Raw genomic sequence first — 18,130 nt, forward strand, 5'->3', positions numbered from 1 at the left:
CATAGACATACGCAGTCGGCTCGGCCGCATACGAGTTTGTACGGCGGATAAAATCGACGAGATGGACATGATCAACCAGGCGATCTCCAGCCTCCGGGTCGGGCGTGGGACCGTCCGGCGATTCCGGCAGTCGGGCTCGTGGGGTATGCGGTATTCCGGCCTGACCGGGAGCGGTTTCCACGTGGTCCTCCGGGGCAGCGGCTGGCTGGTCTCCGACGGCGCGCCGCCCGTCGCACTACAGCCGGGCGATGTCGTCCTGATCCCGTCCGGAGCGGACCACGGGCTCAGCCACGCCCCGCGTACGCTACGCGGGCTACCGCAGGTGGCGCTGAATCTGGATCAACCGCCGGCGGGTCCGGCCGACTTCGAGTTCCTATGCGGCGCCTACCGGTTGGACCACGGTCAGGTGCACCCGTACCTCATGCTGATGCCGGACCTGCTCGTGGTGTCCATGGACTATGAGCGGTCCCCGGCGTTGCGGTCGGTCGTCAGCCTGCTCGACGACGACGCCTCGCAAGTACAGCCGGGCACGGGAGTGAGCAGGTCGGCGATACTCGACCTGATGCTCGTTCACGTCTTGCGTCAATGGATGGAGGACGAGGCTTCAAAGAGTCGGCGCCCGATTTCCGACCCGGCGATCGCGGCCGTCCTGCGCAGGATTCACGACAGTCCGCAGACGCCGTGGACGGTTTCGCGACTCAGTGAGAGCGTGGACATGTCCCGGGTGGCGTTCACGAGACGATTCACGTCAGTGGTCGGCAAGCCGCCCATGACGTATCTGAGGGGCTGGCGACTCAGTTGTGCCGCCCGACTGCTTCGAGAAACCGACGCATCGTTGGCCGCGATAGCCCGGCAGATCGGCTACTCGACGGAATTCGCCTTTGCCGGAGCATTCCGTCGCGAGTACGGCATGTCACCAGGTCGGTTCCGGCACTCGAACGGCGCACCGAATCAGCAGGTCTAACTGGGTAGGCCGCATGGCGAGGTGCCTGCTGGGCAGGTCCTTTTTCTAATAATCAACCCCAGGGTTGCTTCTCCCTCTTCATTGAGGTTCTTGTAGTGGGGGTGAAGACGGGGAAGCACGCGACGGCTCGGCCGAGGACGTCTCGGACCAGTGGGGGTTCCGGACCTGGCACGGCTGGGACGTCCTCCGCGCGGTCACCGACGAGGAGACCTGCCGACGCGCCTGGGCCTGGAACGACACGGTCGGGGTCGGGCACCTGCACGCGGTGTTCACCGGCAAACCCTTGTCGCGCGTCGACGGTTTCGTCCGTTCCGTCGTCGCTTGGTTGGAGGAGCGCAGCTGACGTCCCCTCGTGCTCGGCCCCAGGAGACGGCTTCTCGTACTCCCCCAGGCGCCGACCGAAGGAACGGACGACACCACGCGCGAGACAAAGACAAGTCCTGCCTCACCTATCAAGTTAGGGACCAGACCACGGACAGCTCCACCACCCACCCAAGGCCTCAACACGCTTAATTGACAGGGAACATCATCGAGACCGGCACCGACTCCTGCCGCCTCGCCCAGACCCGAGCCCGCCAAGGCGTAATTTCCGGCTGACCAGCGGATCCATCACGCAGCTGGTCGCGCGGTGCTTCGCTCACGAGTCCGTGCGTTGGAAGACCTGGCTGAACTCCTCCGATTCAACGAGCCCGACGATCACTTCGGTCATCGCCCGCAGGCCAGGTTCACGGACGATCAGCCCATCAGAGCACCAGAAATACCGCCCGTCCTGGGCCTCGCCCTGGAAGACCCTTCGCCGAAGCTCTGACCAGCATTTCCGTTTTTTTGCGGCGGTTACTACCGGGACCCCGACAGCACCAGTTGATCAACCAGGAGCTGTGGGTCGAACCCTCATACCTGTGTCGACCGGTTGGCGGCGCGGTCGCGGTAGGTCTGCACGAGTCGGGCCAGGATGGCGATACCCGCGCCGATGGCGAAGGCGTGTTGGACCAGCGTGACGACGGGGTGTTCGGGGGGCATGTAACCACCTGGCCTCAGCACCGCCATGGAGAGTTTCCAGCCGCTCCAGGCGAAAAGCGATCCTGACGCGGCGAAGGCCAAGGACATTGGAACCCACAGTGGCAGTCGGGCGGCATGCTGACGGGTGGTGACGACCCAGATGCTCCAAACGCCGATGAACGCCCAGATCCCCGAGTTGCCGCTCAGTAAACGCTCATTCAGGTCCATTTCGCGATGTGCGAGGTCCAAACCGAGCGTCCCGCCGATGGCCCAGTACAGCCATAACAGTCCCAGCGCTGAACTCACCGCCAGCGCCGCTCGCACCATGCACAGGTCCCGCGGCGGGCGGGCGGGGGCCACTGTGGTCAGGTCGTTCCCAAGACGGCCCACGAATGCGTCCGGCCAGCGCTCCCGCATATAGATCGGCAGAGCGATCGCCAGCCCCACCGCCATCCCGGCGAACCCCACCGAGATGAAGACCATCTCCCACGCCGGCATCACCTGGCCACCGCCGGACGTGCCGCCGTCCTCGCCGCCAGCGCTGATTCCGGTCGCGCTGAGCACAGCGCTCACCACCATGTACGGCACCATCGGGATCAGGAAGCCCGCGCCCGTCCACGCGAGAAAGATCAGCGGCTGGGCGGGGATTCGACGTCCCCATCGCTGCGCCAGCGCTAGTCCCAGCGCGACCCCGATCGCTGACATCCCCACTGTGACCACGTTGAGAGTCACCCAGTCGGGGGTACTGGTGTCGGGATCCTTCGGCCCATTGCTCAAGAGTGCGGTGAGAACCCAGATGACCTTGACGACAAGATAGAGAGACATCGTCGAGGCCGCTCCATAGCCCGCGAGCTTGCGCGCGGTACTCCATCGTGTGCCAAGACCAAGGTGTGCCGAATCAGCCGCCTTTTGGGTCATGTCCGGATCATGTCGAACTCATCCTGAGATGGCGCTGAATGCCTCTCAGGCTTTTCACAGGATGCCGGATTCGCGTCTGCAGCATCAGGTGTCCGCCGAGTTGTGGACCTCTGACGACCTCAACCCCGATGACCGCGGCAGACAGTGGCGCGAGCGCTCGCACGGTCTTACGTTCCCCTCTCGCGCCTTTGCGCCAGGAGGCCGCCGGGCCGTTTTGGTAGTAGTGGCCGAGGTCGCCCAGGGCGACGATGACTGCGACCGCCGCGGTGACCCACAGCGGGAACAGCAGCCTGACCAGGACGCTCGTGCCGAGGGCTTTGACCTCACGCCAGATGAGCCGGGCGCGGCGCCCGGCGACGAGCTCGGCGCGATAGCGCGCCAGGGCGGAGGCCCCGGCGACGTCGAGCGCGCCGAGGTTAGCGGGTCCGGCGTCAGCGGTGACCTGTGCGGAGGTCTGTTCGCCGAGTTGGCCTGCCGTTAAGGAAACTGCTACCAAGTACACGCGAGCGGTGTTAGCCCAGGTAGAAGGTGCCTGAGTCGTGAGCGTCGGAGCGCTCGATGGCCAGTGCCGCTTGCTGGCCGGCCCGTCTTCGGGTGTGGTGGCTGGGGTCAGTGGCATCGGCGGCCGGGGTCGCGCTTGCCCAATTCCACACCCGGAGGGTTCGATCCCAACTGCCGGTGACGGCGATGGTCTTCCGTTAAATGTGCTCACCGCCACCGCTTCGATGCGCTCTTCTGCGTGAGCCCCACTCGGGTCCGCGCGACCAGCCCCAAAGTAGCTTTGCGGGCAGTCGGTGAGCGGGGCCAAGCCGGGCTCGTAGGCCCGTCGTTTGTCCTTCGTGCAGGCTCATCGGCGACCGGTGTCATTTGAGGTCCCGTGACCGTTGGGGCCGAGCGCCGTCTGTGTCCGGACCGCGTGCCTGAGCACATGGTCCGGGATGTGGCTCATCGCGTCATGCGGAGGCCGCGTCGGAGTGGACTCCCTGGTCAAGCAGGGCGTTGATTATCTCCTGGAGTTGGTCGCGTCCGACGATGCCGAGTGCGCCGGTCAAGGCCTGGGCGAGCTTGTCGAACGGGTCGTCCATCGGCAACTCCTTCATCTTCTCGGCCAGTTCCTCCACGCTCCACAGCCCGTCTTTGTGGATGTGGCCGCCGAGGGACCAGCCGTGGTTGACCGTGACCGTTCCGCCCCGCACCGACAGCACCTGGCCGGTGAGCGGGCAGGTTGCGCTGGCCAGGTAGGCGGCAACAGGTGCGCAGGCGGCTGGGTGCAGTGGGTCGAACCGGCCCAACGGCGGTTCCTGGCTCATGCCGGGAACGGCGAGGGTGAGGCGGGTGCGGACCATCGAGGGCGAGATGCAGTTGGCCCGCACGCCGTAGCGGCCGAGTTCGAGGGCGGCCACGGTGGTCAGCGCCGCGACGCCGGCGTTGCCCGCCGCGTAGGAGACCTGCGCGGGCAGTGGGTTGAGCAGCCCGGAGCCGGAGGAGGTGTTGACCACGGCGCGGTCGGCGTGGATCCCTGCCTGATACCGGTCGCGCCAGTGGCGGGCCGCCCAGTGCGTTACCGCGAAGGTGCCCTTCAGCTTGACGGCCACGACGTCGTCGAAGTCCTCCTCCGACAGGTCGGTCAGGCCCATGTTCCGTTCGATGGTCGCGTTGTTGACCACGACGTGGAGGTCGCCGAAGGACTCCAGGGCCGTCTCCACCATGCGGCGGGCGCCGTCCCAGTCGGCGACGCTGTCGGTGTTGGCCACGGCCTGTCCGCCGCGGGCAGTGATCTCTTCGACGACCTTCGCGGCCACGTCGGCGTCGCCGCCCGTGCCGTTGATGGCGACGCCGGGGTCGTTGACGACGACCTTGGCGCCTTCGGCGGCGAAGAACAGCGCCTCTTCCCGCCCGATGCCGCGCCCTGCTCCGGTGACGAGGACGACGCGTCGGTCCAGACTTCCCATGGATGATCACCTTTCAGTGACTGCAGTCTATGTACCGATTCACAGTATGCATCAATTCGGAAGATGAACTAAACTGCCCTGCGTGGTGGAAAAACACGGATTGCGGGAGCGCAAGAAGCTGCGCACCCGGCAGGCACTGATCGAGGCGGCGGTGCGCCTGATCGAGGACAAGGGCTACGACCATGTGACCGTGGCCGAGATCGCCGACGCCGCGGAGATGTCCCCCCGCACCTTCTTCCTCCACTTCCAGGCCAAGGAGGATGTGCTCTTGGCCAATGCCGACGTGCGCGTCGATCTGGCGCTGCAGGCGATCGCCGAGCGCCGCGCCGGGGAACGGCTGCCCGAGGTGTTGGTGCGGGCGATGGACCAAATGATCGCCAACACCTGGGACAGCGACCTCCCCAGCGGGCTCGCGGCACTGCGGGCACGGCTGGCGGCCTCGGTGCCGGCGCTGCAGGCCCGGCTGCTGCAGCGTTACCTCACCGCGCAGGCCGAACTGGCCCAGGCGCTGCAGCGGGCATTCCCCGACAGGCTCGACACGATCACCGCCTCCGCCCTGGTCGGCGCGATGGTGGGCGCGATCAGCGCATCCGCACTGACCGCGCTGCAGCGCGGCGACGGACCCAACGAGGTGCGCAACGCCATGCGGCAGGCCATGGCCTTGGTGGCGCAATCCGTCTCCTGACCCCGTCCGTCCCGGAGGGATTTAGTGATCGTTAAGAACGGTCGAAGAAGCGGTCCCAGGGGTTGGGCGGTATCGTTCGGGGCATCGGGCACTCTGCCTTCGGGGTGGCGGTCAGTGGCGCCGGCGGCCCGGGTCGTGCACGGCGAGTGCGGCGGCGACGGCTTCTGTACTGGGTCGAACGTAGATGCCGAGGGTGCGCAGGTTCCGATGGCCGGACAAGGCCATCAGCATGGAGGCCGACCAGCCATCCTCGCCCAGGTGAGCCAGCCGTGAGTGGCGTAGCTGGTGGAGGGTGTAGCCGGCTCCAATCGGATCGATGCTCTTGGTGGCCTGCTTGAACAGGAACTCGGCGCGTTCGTAGGACAGGCAGGCGCGACCGGTGACCGGGCACAGGTCGGCCGCGGCAGGGGTACGGGCGGGGCGGGACGCCGGTCGGTGAGGAAGACGGGGCTTCGGGTGCGGCCGGCGAGCAGGCGTGGTAGCAGCCGGGCGGTGCCGGACTGCCACAAGATCCAGTCGGTGGTGCCTCCCCTGCGGCGTACGCGGCCGCGCTTGGCCTCCAGCACGAGGTCGCCGACATCCAGGCCGAGGAATTGGGGTTCCATTCGATGTTTGGATCATGAGGTTGCGAAGCCCTCGCTGCTTCTGCTGTCTATCGCGGGGGATCGGGTAAGGCGGGAACCACATGGGGACCACACGTCGTGCACACAGCCGAACAACTCGCACGTCACCAGACGTCGTCTGTAGCTACCTGAAGGCCGGTGAGCCGTGAGAACGCCTACCCCAACGTCCTGGGGGTCAAGGGGTCGCAGGTTCAAATCCTGTCGTCCCGACCAGGTTTTCACTGGTCGGCAAGGGTGTCACCCGAAAGGGAGGCACCCTTTCTGCATTCTGAGTGACTATCGCTCTGGTCACGTGAGGATCCGGTTCATTGCTTCGGCTCCGCCGAGGAGCACCGGGCGGATCTGTTTACGGTAGACCGCCTCCGTGACCGCCGTCCCGCTGTGGCCGACGAGTCGCGCGATGTCCTCGATGGGGACGCCGGAGTCGGACAGCAGGGAGACGAAGCTGTGCCGCATCTCCCGTGGAGTCCGGTCCTTGGCCGGCAGCCCGGCATCTTTCACGATCTTCCGGAACGCCCGCCGGCGCTTCCCAAGTCAGCTCCCGGCTGTCCGAGTCGAATGCCATCATGTGCGACGTGATGAACGAAACGGACGTATTGAAAGTGCTTGATGCCCTGGAGGAGGCCGATCTCACGGCCTGGGTCGACGGCGGGTGGGGCATCGATGCTCTCGTCGGCCAGACGACGCGGGAGCATTCGGATCTTGATCTGGTTATATTGTTGCCGCAGGTAGAGGCCGTTCGGATGGTCCTGGGCCGGCTCGGATATGACCGTCTCCTTCGGGACTGGCTGCCGGTCGCCGCCGCCGTCGCCGATGCGCAAGGACGTGAAATCGACCTGCATCCAATCACCCCTGTCCCTGATGGCGGCGGAACACAAGCGCAGCCCGACGGGAGTTCCTTCTACTATCCACCTCCCGTCCGAGGCACGATCAAAGGTCGTCCGGTCTCCTGCGCCGATGCCTCGACACAGGTTCGTTGCCATCTTGGTTACCAACCTTCGGAGAAGGACCACCAGGACATGCGCCGCTTGCATGCAGCGACCGGGGTGGAGCTCCCGGCCCGATTTCAGCCACGCTGATCAGTTTCCCACCTCACTTTCGAAACAGGCCTGAGAAGCCTCTTGTGGATCGACACAGGTGCTGATCACGGGATGGCCCAGAGTTGCCTTACCGGTTCAAGGCGGCAGCGCTCCGCGCCACCCGCACGGCGACCTTGAGCAGCTCGCCCAGGATGGGCATCTGCAACTGCTGGTCTGGGTGAACAAGCTCGCCGGCACCGATCGGGTCTGGGCGGTCGAGGATGTTCGGCATGTGGCCGGCAATCTGGTCCGCGACCTGCCGGCCGCAGGCGAGAAGGTGATCTGCGTGCCGTCCAAGATGATGGCCGGGAAACGGCGCGGTGGCCGCGAGCACGTCAAGTCCGATCCCCTCGACGCGCCGGCCATCACGTGTCTGGCCCTGCGCGAGGCGGCGAGCCTGCCGCCCGGTGGCGGTTTTGGATGAACCGCGCAGCCCCACGGATCGTGGCGAAGAGCATCGCTTCTAAGCTCCCATGCATGGCAAAGTACTTCGACGTGCATCGGGACAACCCGCAACCTCGGGCCCTCCGTCAGGTGGCAGACCTCGTCCGTGCGGACGGGCTGATCGCGTACCCGACGGACTCGTGCTTCGCACTTGGGTGCCGATTGGGCAATCAGGAGGGCATCAACCGGATCAGGGAGATCCGCCGTCTCGACAGTGGCCACCACTTCACTCTGGTGTGCAGGGATTTCGCTCAGCTCGGCCAGTTCGTCCACGTCAGCAACGCGCTGTTCCGCTCGATCAAGGCGGCGACTCCTGGCAGCTACACATTCATCCTGCCGGCGACGAAGGAGGTGCCACGCCGGTTGCTGCACCCCAGAAAGAAGACCGTCGGTGTTCGGATCCCCGATCACGTCGTCGTGCAGGCGTTGCTTGCCGAACTCGGCGAACCGCTGCTGTCGAGCACCCTGCTCTTGCCCGACGAGACCGAACCCATGACACAAGGCTGGGAAGTCAAGGAAAGACTCGACCACGTGGTGGACGCGGTGATCGACGTCGGTGAGTGCGGCGCCGTGCCGACGACGGTCATCGACTTCTCGCAGGACGAACCCGAGATCCTCCGCAGAGGCGCCGGAGACCCGTCCCGCTTCGAGTAGAACCATCGTTGCCATCGCGACCAGGGTCGTCAGGTGAAAAGAGCTCACTGTCTTGAGCCAAGAAGTCGGCAGGACGGACGTGCGGGCCGGTCCCGCAAGCGGATCGCTAGCCGGGCGTCCCGTCGCGCTCGCTTCTTCGGGTGAGGCGCTGGGCTTGCCCGTCGTGCACGTCGCTTACCCACTCCCAGCCGGGCTTGGCCGATGGGCCGACCCGCGGGTCACCGGGAATACGGCCCTCACGCAAGGCGAGCACGTACGCCCGATCCCGCTCGATCCGTGCGTGTACCTGATCGGCTCCGCCGACTGACCCGTGGCCGGGGACGAGGACATCGACGTCGCCCGCCACGTCCTCCAGCAGCCGCAGCGCTGCGAGGTAGTCCTCGATCGGGTCAGCGGTGCCGTTCAGGTCGAGCATCGGGATCAAGACATCAGAGAGCATGTCGCCGGCGACGAGAACCCCGCGTTCCTCGATGAACAGCGCCGCATGGCCCGGCGCATGCGCTTGATGCTCGATGATCCGGACGCCGGGGCCATCCCAAGGGATCTGCGTCGTCTCGGCAGGCAGGCCGGTGATGAGGCCGAGCAGGTCCAGCGGTACCTCCTCGGGGATGCCGGCGGCCTTTGCGGCCGCATTCACCCCGCCCGACAGGCGATCCCGGGCAGTGGCCGCGCAACGCGCGGTGCCGTAACGGGGCGCCACGCCGAGCCTGGGGTGCCAGAGCAGGTGATCCCAATGGGGATGGGTCGAGAAACCCGCCACAACGGTCTGGCCCGAATCGGACAGGTCATTCGCGAGGCAGGCCAGCTCGCCGTTCAGCACCCCGGCGTCGATGAGCAACGCGCCACCCCGGCCCTGCACGACAACGGCGTTGCTCTGGCAGAACTCGCTCTCGTGGATCAGCACACCCTCCGCGACCTGCCTCAGCACGGGTGGCTCCTTCCGCTTGTGGTTTGCAACCGCTTGTCGAGACCGTAATGCCTGGTGGTGGTAGATTGCAAGCACTATGGGCGAAGCGTATGAGCCGCGGTCGGGGTGCCCGATCAACGCCGCCATCGAGGTGTTCGGCGATCGCTGGAGCCTGCTCGTCCTCCGCGACATCGTCTTCGGAGACCGCCGGTATTTCCGAGAGCTGCAGGCCGGCTCAGAAGAGGGAATCGCCTCCAATATTCTCGCCGACCGACTCAAGCGACTCGTCGAGTTCGGATTGCTCACCCGTGAGGACACGCGTCCCGGCCAGCGGGCGCGCTACAGCCTGACCGAGCCCGCGATCCAACTCGTACCCGTGTTCGCACAGCTCGGCAGCTGGGGGCTTCGCCACCGGCCCACGAGCCGCGCGCTGCGCGTTCGCGCCGAGTTGCTCGAACAAGGGGGCCCCGCGCTCTGGCAAGAGTTCATGGACGAGCTTCGCCACTCGCACCTTGGCTCCGAATCCCCAGCGCGATCACCGAGCGTTCGCGAGCGACTGAAAGCGGCCTACCTCGCTGCTACCGACTCCTCGTAGCCGCCAGGCAGCCGACCATGTCCGGGGGTGCCGACGGACCCCGCCCCCGGCCCACGATGGGCCGGGGGCGGGGGTCGGCACTCGGGTCAGGGGTTCGACGGGCGCCACATGGGGAACATCGGCGGGCCGCCGGGCATGAATATCGGGTCGCCGAGGTCCTGATAGCCGTGGCGCAGGTAGAGCCTGCGGCTGCGGGTGCTGCTGGCCTCCAGGTACGCGGGTATGCCCGCCTCGTCGAGCCCGCGGTGGTACTTCTCGAGCAGCCGGGTCCCCGTCTTCCGTCCCTGGTGCCCGGGGAGCACGGCGAGGAATGCCAGGTAGTGGTGCGGGTCGTGGGGGTGGCGCTTGTCCATCTCCTCTCCCATCTGCCCGATGCGCTCCGCGTGGGGACCGGCGATAGCCTCCACCCGGGCGTCCCGGTCGGGGATCTCGGGAAGCGGCTCGGCGCCTTTGCGGAACCATACGGCCACCGCGGACATGTCGGCCGTCGCGTGGACCTCGCCGTGGATGAGGGCGCTCTCGGTGATCATGGAGAAGAAGGGAGGCATCACCCGGCTGCGGTCGTCGTCCGGAGGGATCATCCAGGCCGAGATTTCCTGCTCGTGGAAGGAGGTGGCGATGATCGCGCCGATGGTCTCGGCGGCTCCGGGAGCGTTCTGAACGCGAATGATCTCTGTCATTCGGTCCCTCCCACGGCCGCCTGGGCGCCCCGCCCGATGTTCGCGTATACCTTCGGCCGGTTGGCCCGCAGGGCGAGTCCCCACATGACGCCGAGCCCTATGGCGACGAAGTAGACGGCGGGCATGATCCAGCGCAGCGGGGAGTCGGGGGCCACGCCGAGCACGGTGTCGAAGTTGGCCATGACGAGCACGATGACCACGATCAGCAGGACCGAGGAGATGCCCGGGGCGATCCTCGTCCGCCAGGCGTTCTCCTCGTTGGGGTTCTTGGCGAAGAAGACCAGCACGGAGATCGAGGTGGCCGCCAGCATCATGAGCAGTCCCAGGCCGCCGAACGATCCGACGGTGAAGAACAACTGGACGACCGGGTCCAGGCCGAAGACCGCGTATATGACGATCGTGATCAGCCCGACGACGCTCTGCGCCACCGAGCCGTTGACCGGGGCACCGGTCCGGGGGGAAGTACGGCCGAAGGTCGCGGGCAGGACTCTCTCCCTGCCGAGGGCGAAGATGTAGCGGGAGATCGTGTTGTGGAAGGCGATCAGCGCGGCGAAGAGGCTCGTCACGAAGAGGAGGGAGCCGATGGTGGCGATGGTCGCCCCCAGGTGCTGCCCGGCCAGGTTGAACAGGAGGGCCGAACTCTGCTCGCGTGAGGTCTCGACGATCTTGTCCGAGCCGATCGGCACGGTCATCGCCCAGGACGACACGGCGTAGAGCCCGGAGATGACGGCGAGTGCGACGTAGGTCGCGATCGGCACCGTGCGCTTCGGGTCCTTGGTCTCCTCGGAGAACACCACCGACGACTCGAAGCCCGCGAAGGACGCGATGCAGATCGCGACCACCGCACCGATCCCGGGGACGAAGAGGTTCGACGGGTCGAAGACGTCGAGGCTGTAGCCCGAGGCCGCCGGGTTGATCAGGTCTGCGATGTCGAACACGACGACGACGGCTATCTCGGTCAGCAGCAGGACCGACAGGACCTTCCCGTTCACGTCGACCCGCATGAGGCCGAGCACCCCGGTCAGCACCCAGGCGACCAGCCCGATGACCCACCAGGCCGGAGAGCCGCCGAACCAGTCGGCGATCAGCGGCTGGGCGGCCGCACCGATCATGCCGTAGAGACCCACCTGGAGCGCGTTGTAGGCCAGCAGCGCGACCCACGCGGTCGCCACACCCACCGGCCTGCCGAGCCCCTTCGCGGTGTACGCGTAGAACGCCCCGGCGTTGACGACGTAACGGGCCATCGTCACGTAGCCGACGGCGAACAGGCCCAGGATGGCTCCCAGCAGGATGAAGGCGAGCGGCACGCCGGTCACGCCGGTCGCGGCGTAGGCGGCGGTCACCGAGCCACCGATGACGGTCAGCGGTGCCGCCGCCGAGATGACGAAGAACACCACCGACGGCACACCGAGGCGGTCCTGGGCGAGCGCGGCGGAAACGGCGCTGGCCCTTCGTTCTGTGACGGACATTGGGATCCTTGAAATGAGGGGGGTGGGTTCACCGGCGGCTGATGACGGAGTCACCTATGGCAGCCTCGGTCTGGGCGATCAGTTCCTGGAGCGGCGCGGGGAGGGCGGTGATCGAGTCGGAGAGGTATCTCGGGTTCTGCTCCCACAGGACGAGCCGGTTGCCGCCGGTCGCGACGAGCAGCCCCAGCAGGACGCCGTCCTGGACGCTGAGTGGCGCACGGCGTTGGATCGCCAGGTTGACGCGTCCGCCGGGCCACGCCGCGATGTTCACGTCGACCGGCACCTGCCTCCGCGACGGGCGTCTGCCGGGCGGGCGCAGCAGCCCGTCGGCGGTCATCCGGGCCGCCACGTCGGCGAGTGCCGTACGGGCGAGGAACTGCAACCAGGTACAGAAGCGATGCGAGGGTTCGGCGACGATGTGGTCCAGGGCGGTCCTGGTGAGCGCGTCTCCGGGCGGCGCCGCGTCGAGAACGACGAGCCGTGTCTGCCCCGCCGCCAATCCCACGGTTACCCGCCCGGCGAGCATCAGTTCTCCCAGGATGGCGGCGGCCAGCCCCAGACCGGTCAGGCGGGCATGAAGCCTCATCCGGCCGGTCGCGTTGTCATGCATGACAAAGAACAGATCGTTGGCCAATCGGGTTCCTGAAAGATCAACTCCAACCACGAACGGCGATCGTATAGCTAAATCATTAAATTTGTCATTACGCGAACGAAGTTCCGGAACCGGACATAGATCGGCCAGGCGAGAATCGAAGAAACGGACAGATAGCCAATAATCTGGAGCTATGTCGAGAGGTATCTCGAAGACTTCGGTAAATCCAAGAATTTACATATTTATGGCCAGCTGCGGTCGGGCGTCGGGAAGTGGCCCGCCAGGAATCACCGGAGCCGGAACCACCCTGGTCAGGTGGATCCCGAAAGCGCGGCCCCGCGAATCCCGATGGATCTCCATGGGATTTTAATGCGGGGATTTTTGGCAGTTTGGGACTGGCGTAATACTGCGCGGGCTTCCTCATCCCCCGTCGCGGTGGTAACGGGCGTCGTACGCGTCCGCGCGGAGTGCGGAACCGCGCTCGGGTGCCTCACCGTTTCAGATGTTGTGGTCCGTCCGTACCGTTTCAGACGGTACGGACGGACCGCACGCCTTCAAGGCCGCGCTGGTTCAGGCGGCGCGACGGGCCGGCGGAGTGCTTCGGCGACGGTGTGCAGGGCTCCCACGCTCGTCGTGTGGGCGGGCCCGCCCGGCGCCCCCGAAGGATGCGCAGTAGATGTCACCTGCCCACAGTCCGTCGAGCCGGCGGAATTCCGCGTATGGGTCTGTCACCATGACTCCCTAGATCAGACAGGCGTCATGGTGCCAACCGTCACCGACAAGGATCATGCTGTCCGATGGCGGAAGTGGTTCTGACGAGTCCGGGCAGAGGGGATCGCCGAGTGCCGAACTGAGTGACAAGGTCACCGAGGCCGGTTGCCCTTCTTTTTACGGCCGGCCGGCACGGCCCGGCGACCGGAGCCATTCTGCGCGGGTTTTTTCTGTGCGGGTTTTTGTGCCTGCCGCTGTGCCGGTTTCTCCGCAGGCGAGGCGGGAGTACGGCCCCGCGAGCTGTTCACCGTACGGCCGCGGATGATGCCGATGAAATCTTCCACCAGGTCGGTGGTCGCGTCCGTGAGCCAGGTCAGCGCAACCTGGGACTGCGGCGCGTCCGACACCGGCCGGTAGGTGAGATCCCTGCGGCGGTGGAGGCGTGCCAGTGACTCCGGAACCAGGAGAATCCCCGTGCCGGCCGCTACCAGCTCGACCGCGTCCGCCGTTGTGGCCGGGCGGGTGAACGCGGGCAGCCCGGGCCGGACGGTCCACTCGATGGTGTCGTCCAGAGGATGGAACACCTCGTCGTCGACGAGGTCGGCGACGGTCACCTCGTCGGCGGCGGCCACCGCGTGGTCCTTGGGCACCATGACCACCGTGGTCTCCACGTAGAGAGGAATCACACTGAGCCCGTCCCGGTCGACCGGGAGCCTGGCGAATCCGGCGTTGGCGCCGCCGTTCCGCAGGAGTCCCGCCACCTCGGCGGGGGGAACCGCGACCAGGATGATCGGCACGTCCGGTGTTCTCTCGGTCCAGACGTTGACCCATTTCGCGGGTGTCACCCCGGGCACGTACGCCAGTCGAAACAGTCTGCCGATCTCTCCATCAGTCACTTCCTCAGGGTACCGATGTCAAGGGAACCTGTTTCGGCTGACTACTCTTGACGCCATGACCTCGCCCAAACCGAAGAACATTCAGACGATGAAGCCCGCGACCGCGGCCAAGAAGCTGGGTGTCCCCCTCTCGGCCACTCCCGCCGAGTTCCAGGCGAGTGTCGTCTCCAGGGACGAGCTGAACGAGTGGCAGTCGACGCCGCCCGCCTGGCTCGCTGACCTGCGCCGCAACGGCCCGCACACCAAGCAGGTCATCGCCGCGAAGCTCAAGGTCTCCATTGCCGGCCTGCTCAGAGGCGGGATCACCGAACCGCTCACCACCGCTGAGATCGATGCGCTGAAAGCGGAGAACCCGGAGTGGCTGGAACGCGAGCAGTCCAGCCTGATCGCGACCCGCAAAGAGGCACTCCGCCTCAAGCAACGCTAGACAGCTGAGATCCCGCAGGTCTCCGACCCCGGACACGAGAAGATCAGGCTCTCAGCCATCTGGTGAATTTCGCTCGCTGTGGGCGATCGGGCATCTCTCGCGTGCGCCATGGCGGACGCGGAGAGGGTGGAACCCGACGAGCATGGTCTGGAGCGGGATCGGTTGGCCGCCGGGGGCGGCGGATCGAGTTCCTGCTGGAACGGCATCTGCCGCCGGCCCCTGCACGAGCTCTGGGCGTGGGCGTCTGCGTATTGCCGTGGACGGAGTCGGAGCCGTGTGCTGCCGTACATGACCGCTTGACCTCGACCGCGGTTGAGGTTGAAGACTTCTCTGCGCCGGTGTTGAACAGGGTGAGCGCAGGGGAGCGGTTGACGTGCGAGTGGTGCAGGCGACGCAATTCGGAGGTCCCGAGGTACTGGTTCCGGGCGAGGCGCCGGACCCGGTCGCCGGACCGGGACAGGTTGTGGTCGACGTGTCGGTCGCGGGCGTCACGTTCGTCGAGACGCAGATCCGGCGTGGTGTCGACAAGTGGCACGGCAGGCCCGCGCTGCCGTACGTGCCGGGAGGTACGGTGGCCGGCCGGGTGGGTTCGGTGGGGGAGGGCGTGGATCCGAGCTGGTCCGGACGGCGCGTGATCGCCGATCTCGGGGAGACCGGCGGATTCGCCGAGCGCGCGGTGGCCGTCGTGGAGAATCTGATCCCGGTGCCGGAAGGGCTGGGGCTGCCCGAGGCCACCGCCCTGCACACCGACGGCAGCACCGCGTTGGGTCTGGTCGAGGGAGCTCGGATCCTTCCCGGGGAGTGGGTGCTGGTCGAGGCGGCAGGCGGCGGTGTCGGGACCCTGCTGGTGCAGCTGGCCCGGGCGGCCGGTGCCAGGGTCGTCGGAGCCGCGCGCGGCGCGCGGAAGCTGGACCTGGTTCGCGATCTGGGCGCGGATGCCGTGGTCGACTACTCCGATCCGGACTGGGCGGAGCAGGTACGCGAGGCGACCGGTGGCGCGGGACCCGATGTGGTGTTCGACGGGGTCGGCGGAGAGATCGGTCGGGCCGCGTTCGAGGTGGCGGCGGACGGCGGACGCCTCTCCGTCCACGGTGCCTCCAGCGGCGAGGTCACGGCGATCGATCCTGCTCAGGCGCGACGGCGCGGGGTCGAGGTGATCGGGATCGAGCAGCTCTTCGGCTTCGGGCCGAGGATGCGGGGCTGGGCCGAGCAGGTGATGGCGGAGGCGGCGGCGGGCCGGATCAGGCCGATCATCGGGCAGACCTTCCCCCTGGAGCGCGCCGCGGACGCGCACGCCGCGATCGAGTCACGCGGTGCCCTGGGTAAGACCCTGCTCCTGATCTGACGGTGTTCCAGGGCGGCGCTCCCCGCGGTCAGGGTCATCCCGGCCGGGGGACGGTGCGCTCGTCAGGCCCGGTGAGCGCACCCGGTTCAGGCCGAGGCTCGCCGGATCACGCGTGCGGGCGCCGGCATGGCGTCGCCCGCCGGCAGCCCCAGCGCGGCACGGGCGGTGCGCCGGCCGTAGGCCCGGGCGTCGATGTGCACGGTGGTGAGCGCCGGCCGCCAGAGCGACCCGTGCCGGGTGTCGTCGAAACCGATGACCGCGAGATCCTGCGGGGCGGTCAGGCCGAGGTCCGCCATCGCCGCGAGCACGCCGAGCGCCAGGTCGTCGGTGAGGGCGGCCACCGCGCTGATGGGCGCGTGGCGGATCACCGCCCGCAGGTTCTCCACGGTGGCGCCGGCCTCGTCCACGGGGAGCCGCTGCGGCTCCGGCATGTCGAGCTCGCGGGCCGCCGCGCGGACGTGCCTGTCCAGCAGCGCCATGATCGGGTCGGGCCGGATGGGTACCGCGGTCGCGATCACGAGGTGGCCGCGCGAGCGCAGGTAGGAGACCTGGGTCATGGCATGGGCGGCGAGGCCGTCGATCCAGCCGCCGTCGGCGACCTCCCGATCCGGCCGGGAGTAAAGCGCGGGCAGGTCGATGACGGCCCGTGGCGAGACGGCGTCGAGGACGGCGCGGGTGGACTCGCGGGACCGGTCGCCGTAGGAGACGAGCAGCCCGTGCCCGGCTGCGGAGAGCTCTTCGTCGAGGCCGTCGATGAAGCTCTCCAGGCTGTGGCCGCGGGGCAGACCGCCGGCCTCGAGCACGACGATCCGGGACGCGCCTTCGCGTAGCGCCCGGGCGATGGAGTGGGGCACGTAGCCGAGGTCCTCGGCGGCGCGGCGTACCCGTTCGCGGGTGGTCTCGGGGATGGTCTGGTCGGCCGTGTCGTTCAGCACGAAGCTCACGGTGGTCCGTGACACCCCGCTCGCCTGGGCGACGTCCCGCATGGTCGCGCGCCCCGTGCCCGGCATCGACGGCACCTCCTCAAACTCTTTTCCCACGTGTACGCTACCGCATCAGGCAACTAACACGATTTAGTTGACATTGGGTGATTCCGGAGGATGTCAATGAAGACGGTGATGGTCACAGGGCCGGGGCAGACGGCGGTGGTCGACGTGGAGCGCCCCGAGATCGGGCCGAACGACGTCCTGGTGAAGATGCGGGCCTGCGGCATCTGCGGCTCCGACGGTTTCTACATCGCGATCGGCGGCATCCCGCCGCGGCAGGGCGCCACGCCGCTGGGACACGAGCCGGCCGGCGAGGTCGTCGAGGTGGGCGCGGCGGTGGAGGGGCTGGAGGTGGGTGACCACGTCGTGCTCAACCCCATGGCGGCCGGCGACGGCATCATCGGCAGCGGCGGCGCGCAAGGTGGCCTGTCTGAGTACGTCGCGGTCAAGGACGCGAAGGTCGGCGTCCACCTGGTCACCGTCCCGAAGGAGATCCCGTTCTCCGTCGTGGCGCTGAACGAGCCGATGGCGGTCGCCCGGCACGCCGTCAACCGCACCCAGCCCAAGCCCGGCGACAAGGTCGTCGTCTTCGGCGCGGGCCCCATCGGCCTCGGCGCGGCGATCGGCTACAAGCTCCGCGGCGCCCATGTCGTGGTCGTCGACATCGTCCCCAACCGCCTGGAGAAGGCACTCAAGATCGGCGCCGATGCGGTGATCAATTCCGCCGAGGAGGATGTCACCAAGCGGCTGATCGAGCTGCACGGCCAGGCGCCCCCGAGCTTCGCCCAGGGCGAGCGGTCCGGCACGGACATCTACCTCGACGCCGCCGGCGCCCCCGTGGTCATCCAGACCGTGACGGACATGGCCCGGCAGGGTGCCACGCTCGGCATCGTGGCCGTGCACAAGAAGCCGGTCGAGCTGGACTTCGGCGCGATCCTCACCACCGAGCTGACCATCGTGCTCTCCATGGGGTACCCCACCGAGATCTTCGAGGTCACCCGCGACATCGCCGAGAACTGGGAGAAGTACGCGCTCATCGTCAGCGACACCATCCCGTTCGAGCAGGCCGAGCGCGCCCTCGCCCTCGCCTCCACCCCCGGCGCCGCGGAGAAGGTCGTGGTCACCTTCGACTGACGGCCGCCCGCCGCGGACCCGGGTAGGAACAGGATGAACGCCCAGGTCACGCGTCATGATCGTACGAACC

19 protein-coding genes and 1 pseudogene are annotated in these 18,130 nt (G+C 67.4%); 9 read left to right on the top strand and 11 right to left on the bottom strand.

Features of this window, described 5'->3' with window-relative positions:
- Nucleotides 1-67 precede the first annotated feature (67 nt).
- Entirely contained in the window at nucleotides 68-964 is an 897-nt protein-coding gene (locus DKM19_RS13690; RefSeq protein WP_204358784.1) for an AraC family transcriptional regulator, read from the top strand.
- A gap of 891 nt (nucleotides 965-1,855) precedes the next feature.
- Here DKM19_RS13690 and DKM19_RS13700 read toward each other — a convergent pair.
- From DKM19_RS13700 to DKM19_RS13710, 3 genes are all read right to left on the bottom strand, one after another.
- Nucleotides 1,856-2,788: a hypothetical protein gene (locus DKM19_RS13700; RefSeq protein WP_204358785.1), complete on the bottom strand. Its 933-nt coding sequence runs from the start codon at nucleotides 2,786-2,788 to the stop codon at nucleotides 1,856-1,858.
- A 100-nt stretch (nucleotides 2,789-2,888) separates the two neighbouring features.
- Entirely contained in the window at nucleotides 2,889-3,383 is a 495-nt protein-coding gene (locus tag DKM19_RS49415; RefSeq protein ID WP_162641472.1) for a hypothetical protein, read from the bottom strand.
- Nucleotides 3,384-3,834: 451 nt separating this feature from the next.
- Nucleotides 3,835-4,833, bottom strand: a complete 999-nt coding sequence (locus tag DKM19_RS13710) for an SDR family NAD(P)-dependent oxidoreductase (protein ID WP_110696022.1) — start codon at nucleotides 4,831-4,833, stop codon at nucleotides 3,835-3,837.
- 82 nt (nucleotides 4,834-4,915) lie between these two features.
- Here DKM19_RS13710 and DKM19_RS13715 point away from each other — a divergent pair, with 82 nt between their 5' ends.
- Complete coding sequence (locus DKM19_RS13715) at nucleotides 4,916-5,518, top strand: TetR/AcrR family transcriptional regulator (protein WP_110696023.1); 603 nt, start codon at nucleotides 4,916-4,918, stop codon at nucleotides 5,516-5,518.
- A gap of 111 nt (nucleotides 5,519-5,629) precedes the next feature.
- Here DKM19_RS13715 and DKM19_RS13720 read toward each other — a convergent pair whose 3' ends face one another.
- Together DKM19_RS13720 and DKM19_RS13725 are read right to left on the bottom strand one after the other, a co-directional pair.
- On the bottom strand, nucleotides 5,630-6,025 hold the full coding sequence (locus tag DKM19_RS13720) for a tyrosine-type recombinase/integrase (protein ID WP_204358786.1): 396 nt from the start codon (nucleotides 6,023-6,025) through the stop codon (nucleotides 5,630-5,632).
- A gap of 404 nt (nucleotides 6,026-6,429) precedes the next feature.
- Nucleotides 6,430-6,651, bottom strand: a pseudogene (locus DKM19_RS13725) (tyrosine-type recombinase/integrase); the annotation flags it as partial.
- Between the two features lie 68 nt (nucleotides 6,652-6,719).
- Between DKM19_RS13725 and DKM19_RS13730 the strand changes: the two are divergent.
- From DKM19_RS13730 to DKM19_RS13740, 3 genes are read left to right on the top strand one after another with little or no spacing between them, the layout of a single operon-like run.
- A complete protein-coding gene (locus DKM19_RS13730) occupies nucleotides 6,720-7,220 on the top strand; it encodes a nucleotidyltransferase domain-containing protein (RefSeq protein ID WP_162641473.1) in 501 nt (166 codons plus the stop codon).
- A 58-nt stretch (nucleotides 7,221-7,278) separates the two neighbouring features.
- Complete coding sequence (locus tag DKM19_RS49420) at nucleotides 7,279-7,644, top strand: IS110 family transposase (protein ID WP_162641475.1); 366 nt, start codon at nucleotides 7,279-7,281, stop codon at nucleotides 7,642-7,644.
- Nucleotides 7,641-8,318: an L-threonylcarbamoyladenylate synthase gene (locus DKM19_RS13740; protein ID WP_239514242.1), complete on the top strand. Its 678-nt coding sequence runs from the start codon at nucleotides 7,641-7,643 to the stop codon at nucleotides 8,316-8,318. Before DKM19_RS49420 ends, DKM19_RS13740 begins: the two co-directional genes overlap by 4 nt.
- Before the next feature lie 106 nt (nucleotides 8,319-8,424).
- Here the strand turns inward: DKM19_RS13740 and DKM19_RS13745 are convergent, their stop codons facing one another.
- Nucleotides 8,425-9,246, bottom strand: a complete 822-nt coding sequence (locus DKM19_RS13745; RefSeq protein ID WP_110696028.1) for an MBL fold metallo-hydrolase — start codon at nucleotides 9,244-9,246, stop codon at nucleotides 8,425-8,427.
- Nucleotides 9,247-9,322: 76 nt separating this feature from the next.
- Between DKM19_RS13745 and DKM19_RS13750 the strand changes: the two genes are divergently transcribed.
- On the top strand, nucleotides 9,323-9,820 hold the full coding sequence (locus tag DKM19_RS13750; RefSeq protein ID WP_110696029.1) for a helix-turn-helix domain-containing protein: 498 nt from the start codon (nucleotides 9,323-9,325) through the stop codon (nucleotides 9,818-9,820).
- Nucleotides 9,821-9,906: 86 nt separating this feature from the next.
- On the opposite strand, the gene DKM19_RS13755 is transcribed toward DKM19_RS13750, so the two are convergent.
- The 4 genes from DKM19_RS13755 to DKM19_RS13770 all read right to left on the bottom strand — a co-directional run bounded on the left by DKM19_RS13755 (nucleotide 9,907) and on the right by DKM19_RS13770 (nucleotide 14,168).
- On the bottom strand, nucleotides 9,907-10,500 hold the full coding sequence (locus DKM19_RS13755) for an N-acetyltransferase (RefSeq protein ID WP_110696030.1): 594 nt from the start codon (nucleotides 10,498-10,500) through the stop codon (nucleotides 9,907-9,909).
- Complete coding sequence (locus DKM19_RS13760; RefSeq protein WP_110696031.1) at nucleotides 10,497-11,969, bottom strand: APC family permease; 1,473 nt, start codon at nucleotides 11,967-11,969, stop codon at nucleotides 10,497-10,499. Before DKM19_RS13760 ends, DKM19_RS13755 begins: the two co-directional genes overlap by 4 nt.
- A 28-nt stretch (nucleotides 11,970-11,997) precedes the next feature.
- The gene (locus DKM19_RS13765; RefSeq protein ID WP_110696032.1) at nucleotides 11,998-12,603 is read right to left on the bottom strand and encodes a GPP34 family phosphoprotein; all 606 of its coding nucleotides are present in this window, start codon (nucleotides 12,601-12,603) and stop codon (nucleotides 11,998-12,000) included.
- A gap of 821 nt (nucleotides 12,604-13,424) precedes the next feature.
- Nucleotides 13,425-14,168 (bottom strand): LysR family substrate-binding domain-containing protein, encoded by a 744-nt coding sequence (locus tag DKM19_RS13770; RefSeq protein WP_239514243.1) that lies wholly within the window; start codon nucleotides 14,166-14,168, stop codon nucleotides 13,425-13,427.
- Nucleotides 14,169-14,256: 88 nt separating this feature from the next.
- On the opposite strand from DKM19_RS13770, the gene DKM19_RS13775 reads away from it, so the two are divergent.
- Together DKM19_RS13775 and DKM19_RS13780 are read left to right on the top strand one after the other, a co-directional pair.
- Nucleotides 14,257-14,595 carry a DUF5997 family protein gene (locus DKM19_RS13775; RefSeq protein ID WP_239514244.1) on the top strand — a complete coding sequence of 113 codons (339 nt, stop codon included), beginning with the start codon at nucleotides 14,257-14,259 and terminating at the stop codon, nucleotides 14,593-14,595.
- Between the two features lie 373 nt (nucleotides 14,596-14,968).
- Complete coding sequence (locus tag DKM19_RS13780) at nucleotides 14,969-15,940, top strand: zinc-binding dehydrogenase (RefSeq protein ID WP_110696034.1); 972 nt, start codon at nucleotides 14,969-14,971, stop codon at nucleotides 15,938-15,940.
- A gap of 86 nt (nucleotides 15,941-16,026) precedes the next feature.
- On the opposite strand, the gene DKM19_RS13785 is transcribed toward DKM19_RS13780, so the two are convergent.
- Nucleotides 16,027-16,950, bottom strand: coding sequence for a LacI family DNA-binding transcriptional regulator (locus DKM19_RS13785; protein WP_110696035.1), 924 nt, complete (start codon nucleotides 16,948-16,950; stop codon nucleotides 16,027-16,029).
- 96 nt (nucleotides 16,951-17,046) lie between these two features.
- Here DKM19_RS13785 and DKM19_RS13790 point away from each other — a divergent pair, with 96 nt between their 5' ends.
- On the top strand, nucleotides 17,047-18,060 hold the full coding sequence (locus DKM19_RS13790) for a zinc-binding dehydrogenase (protein WP_110696036.1): 1,014 nt from the start codon (nucleotides 17,047-17,049) through the stop codon (nucleotides 18,058-18,060).
- The last annotated feature ends 70 nt before the right edge of the window (nucleotides 18,061-18,130 follow it).

This window comes from Streptosporangium sp. 'caverna' (assembly GCF_003203775.1).
GTDB lineage: Bacteria > Actinomycetota > Actinomycetes > Streptosporangiales > Streptosporangiaceae > Streptosporangium > Streptosporangium subroseum.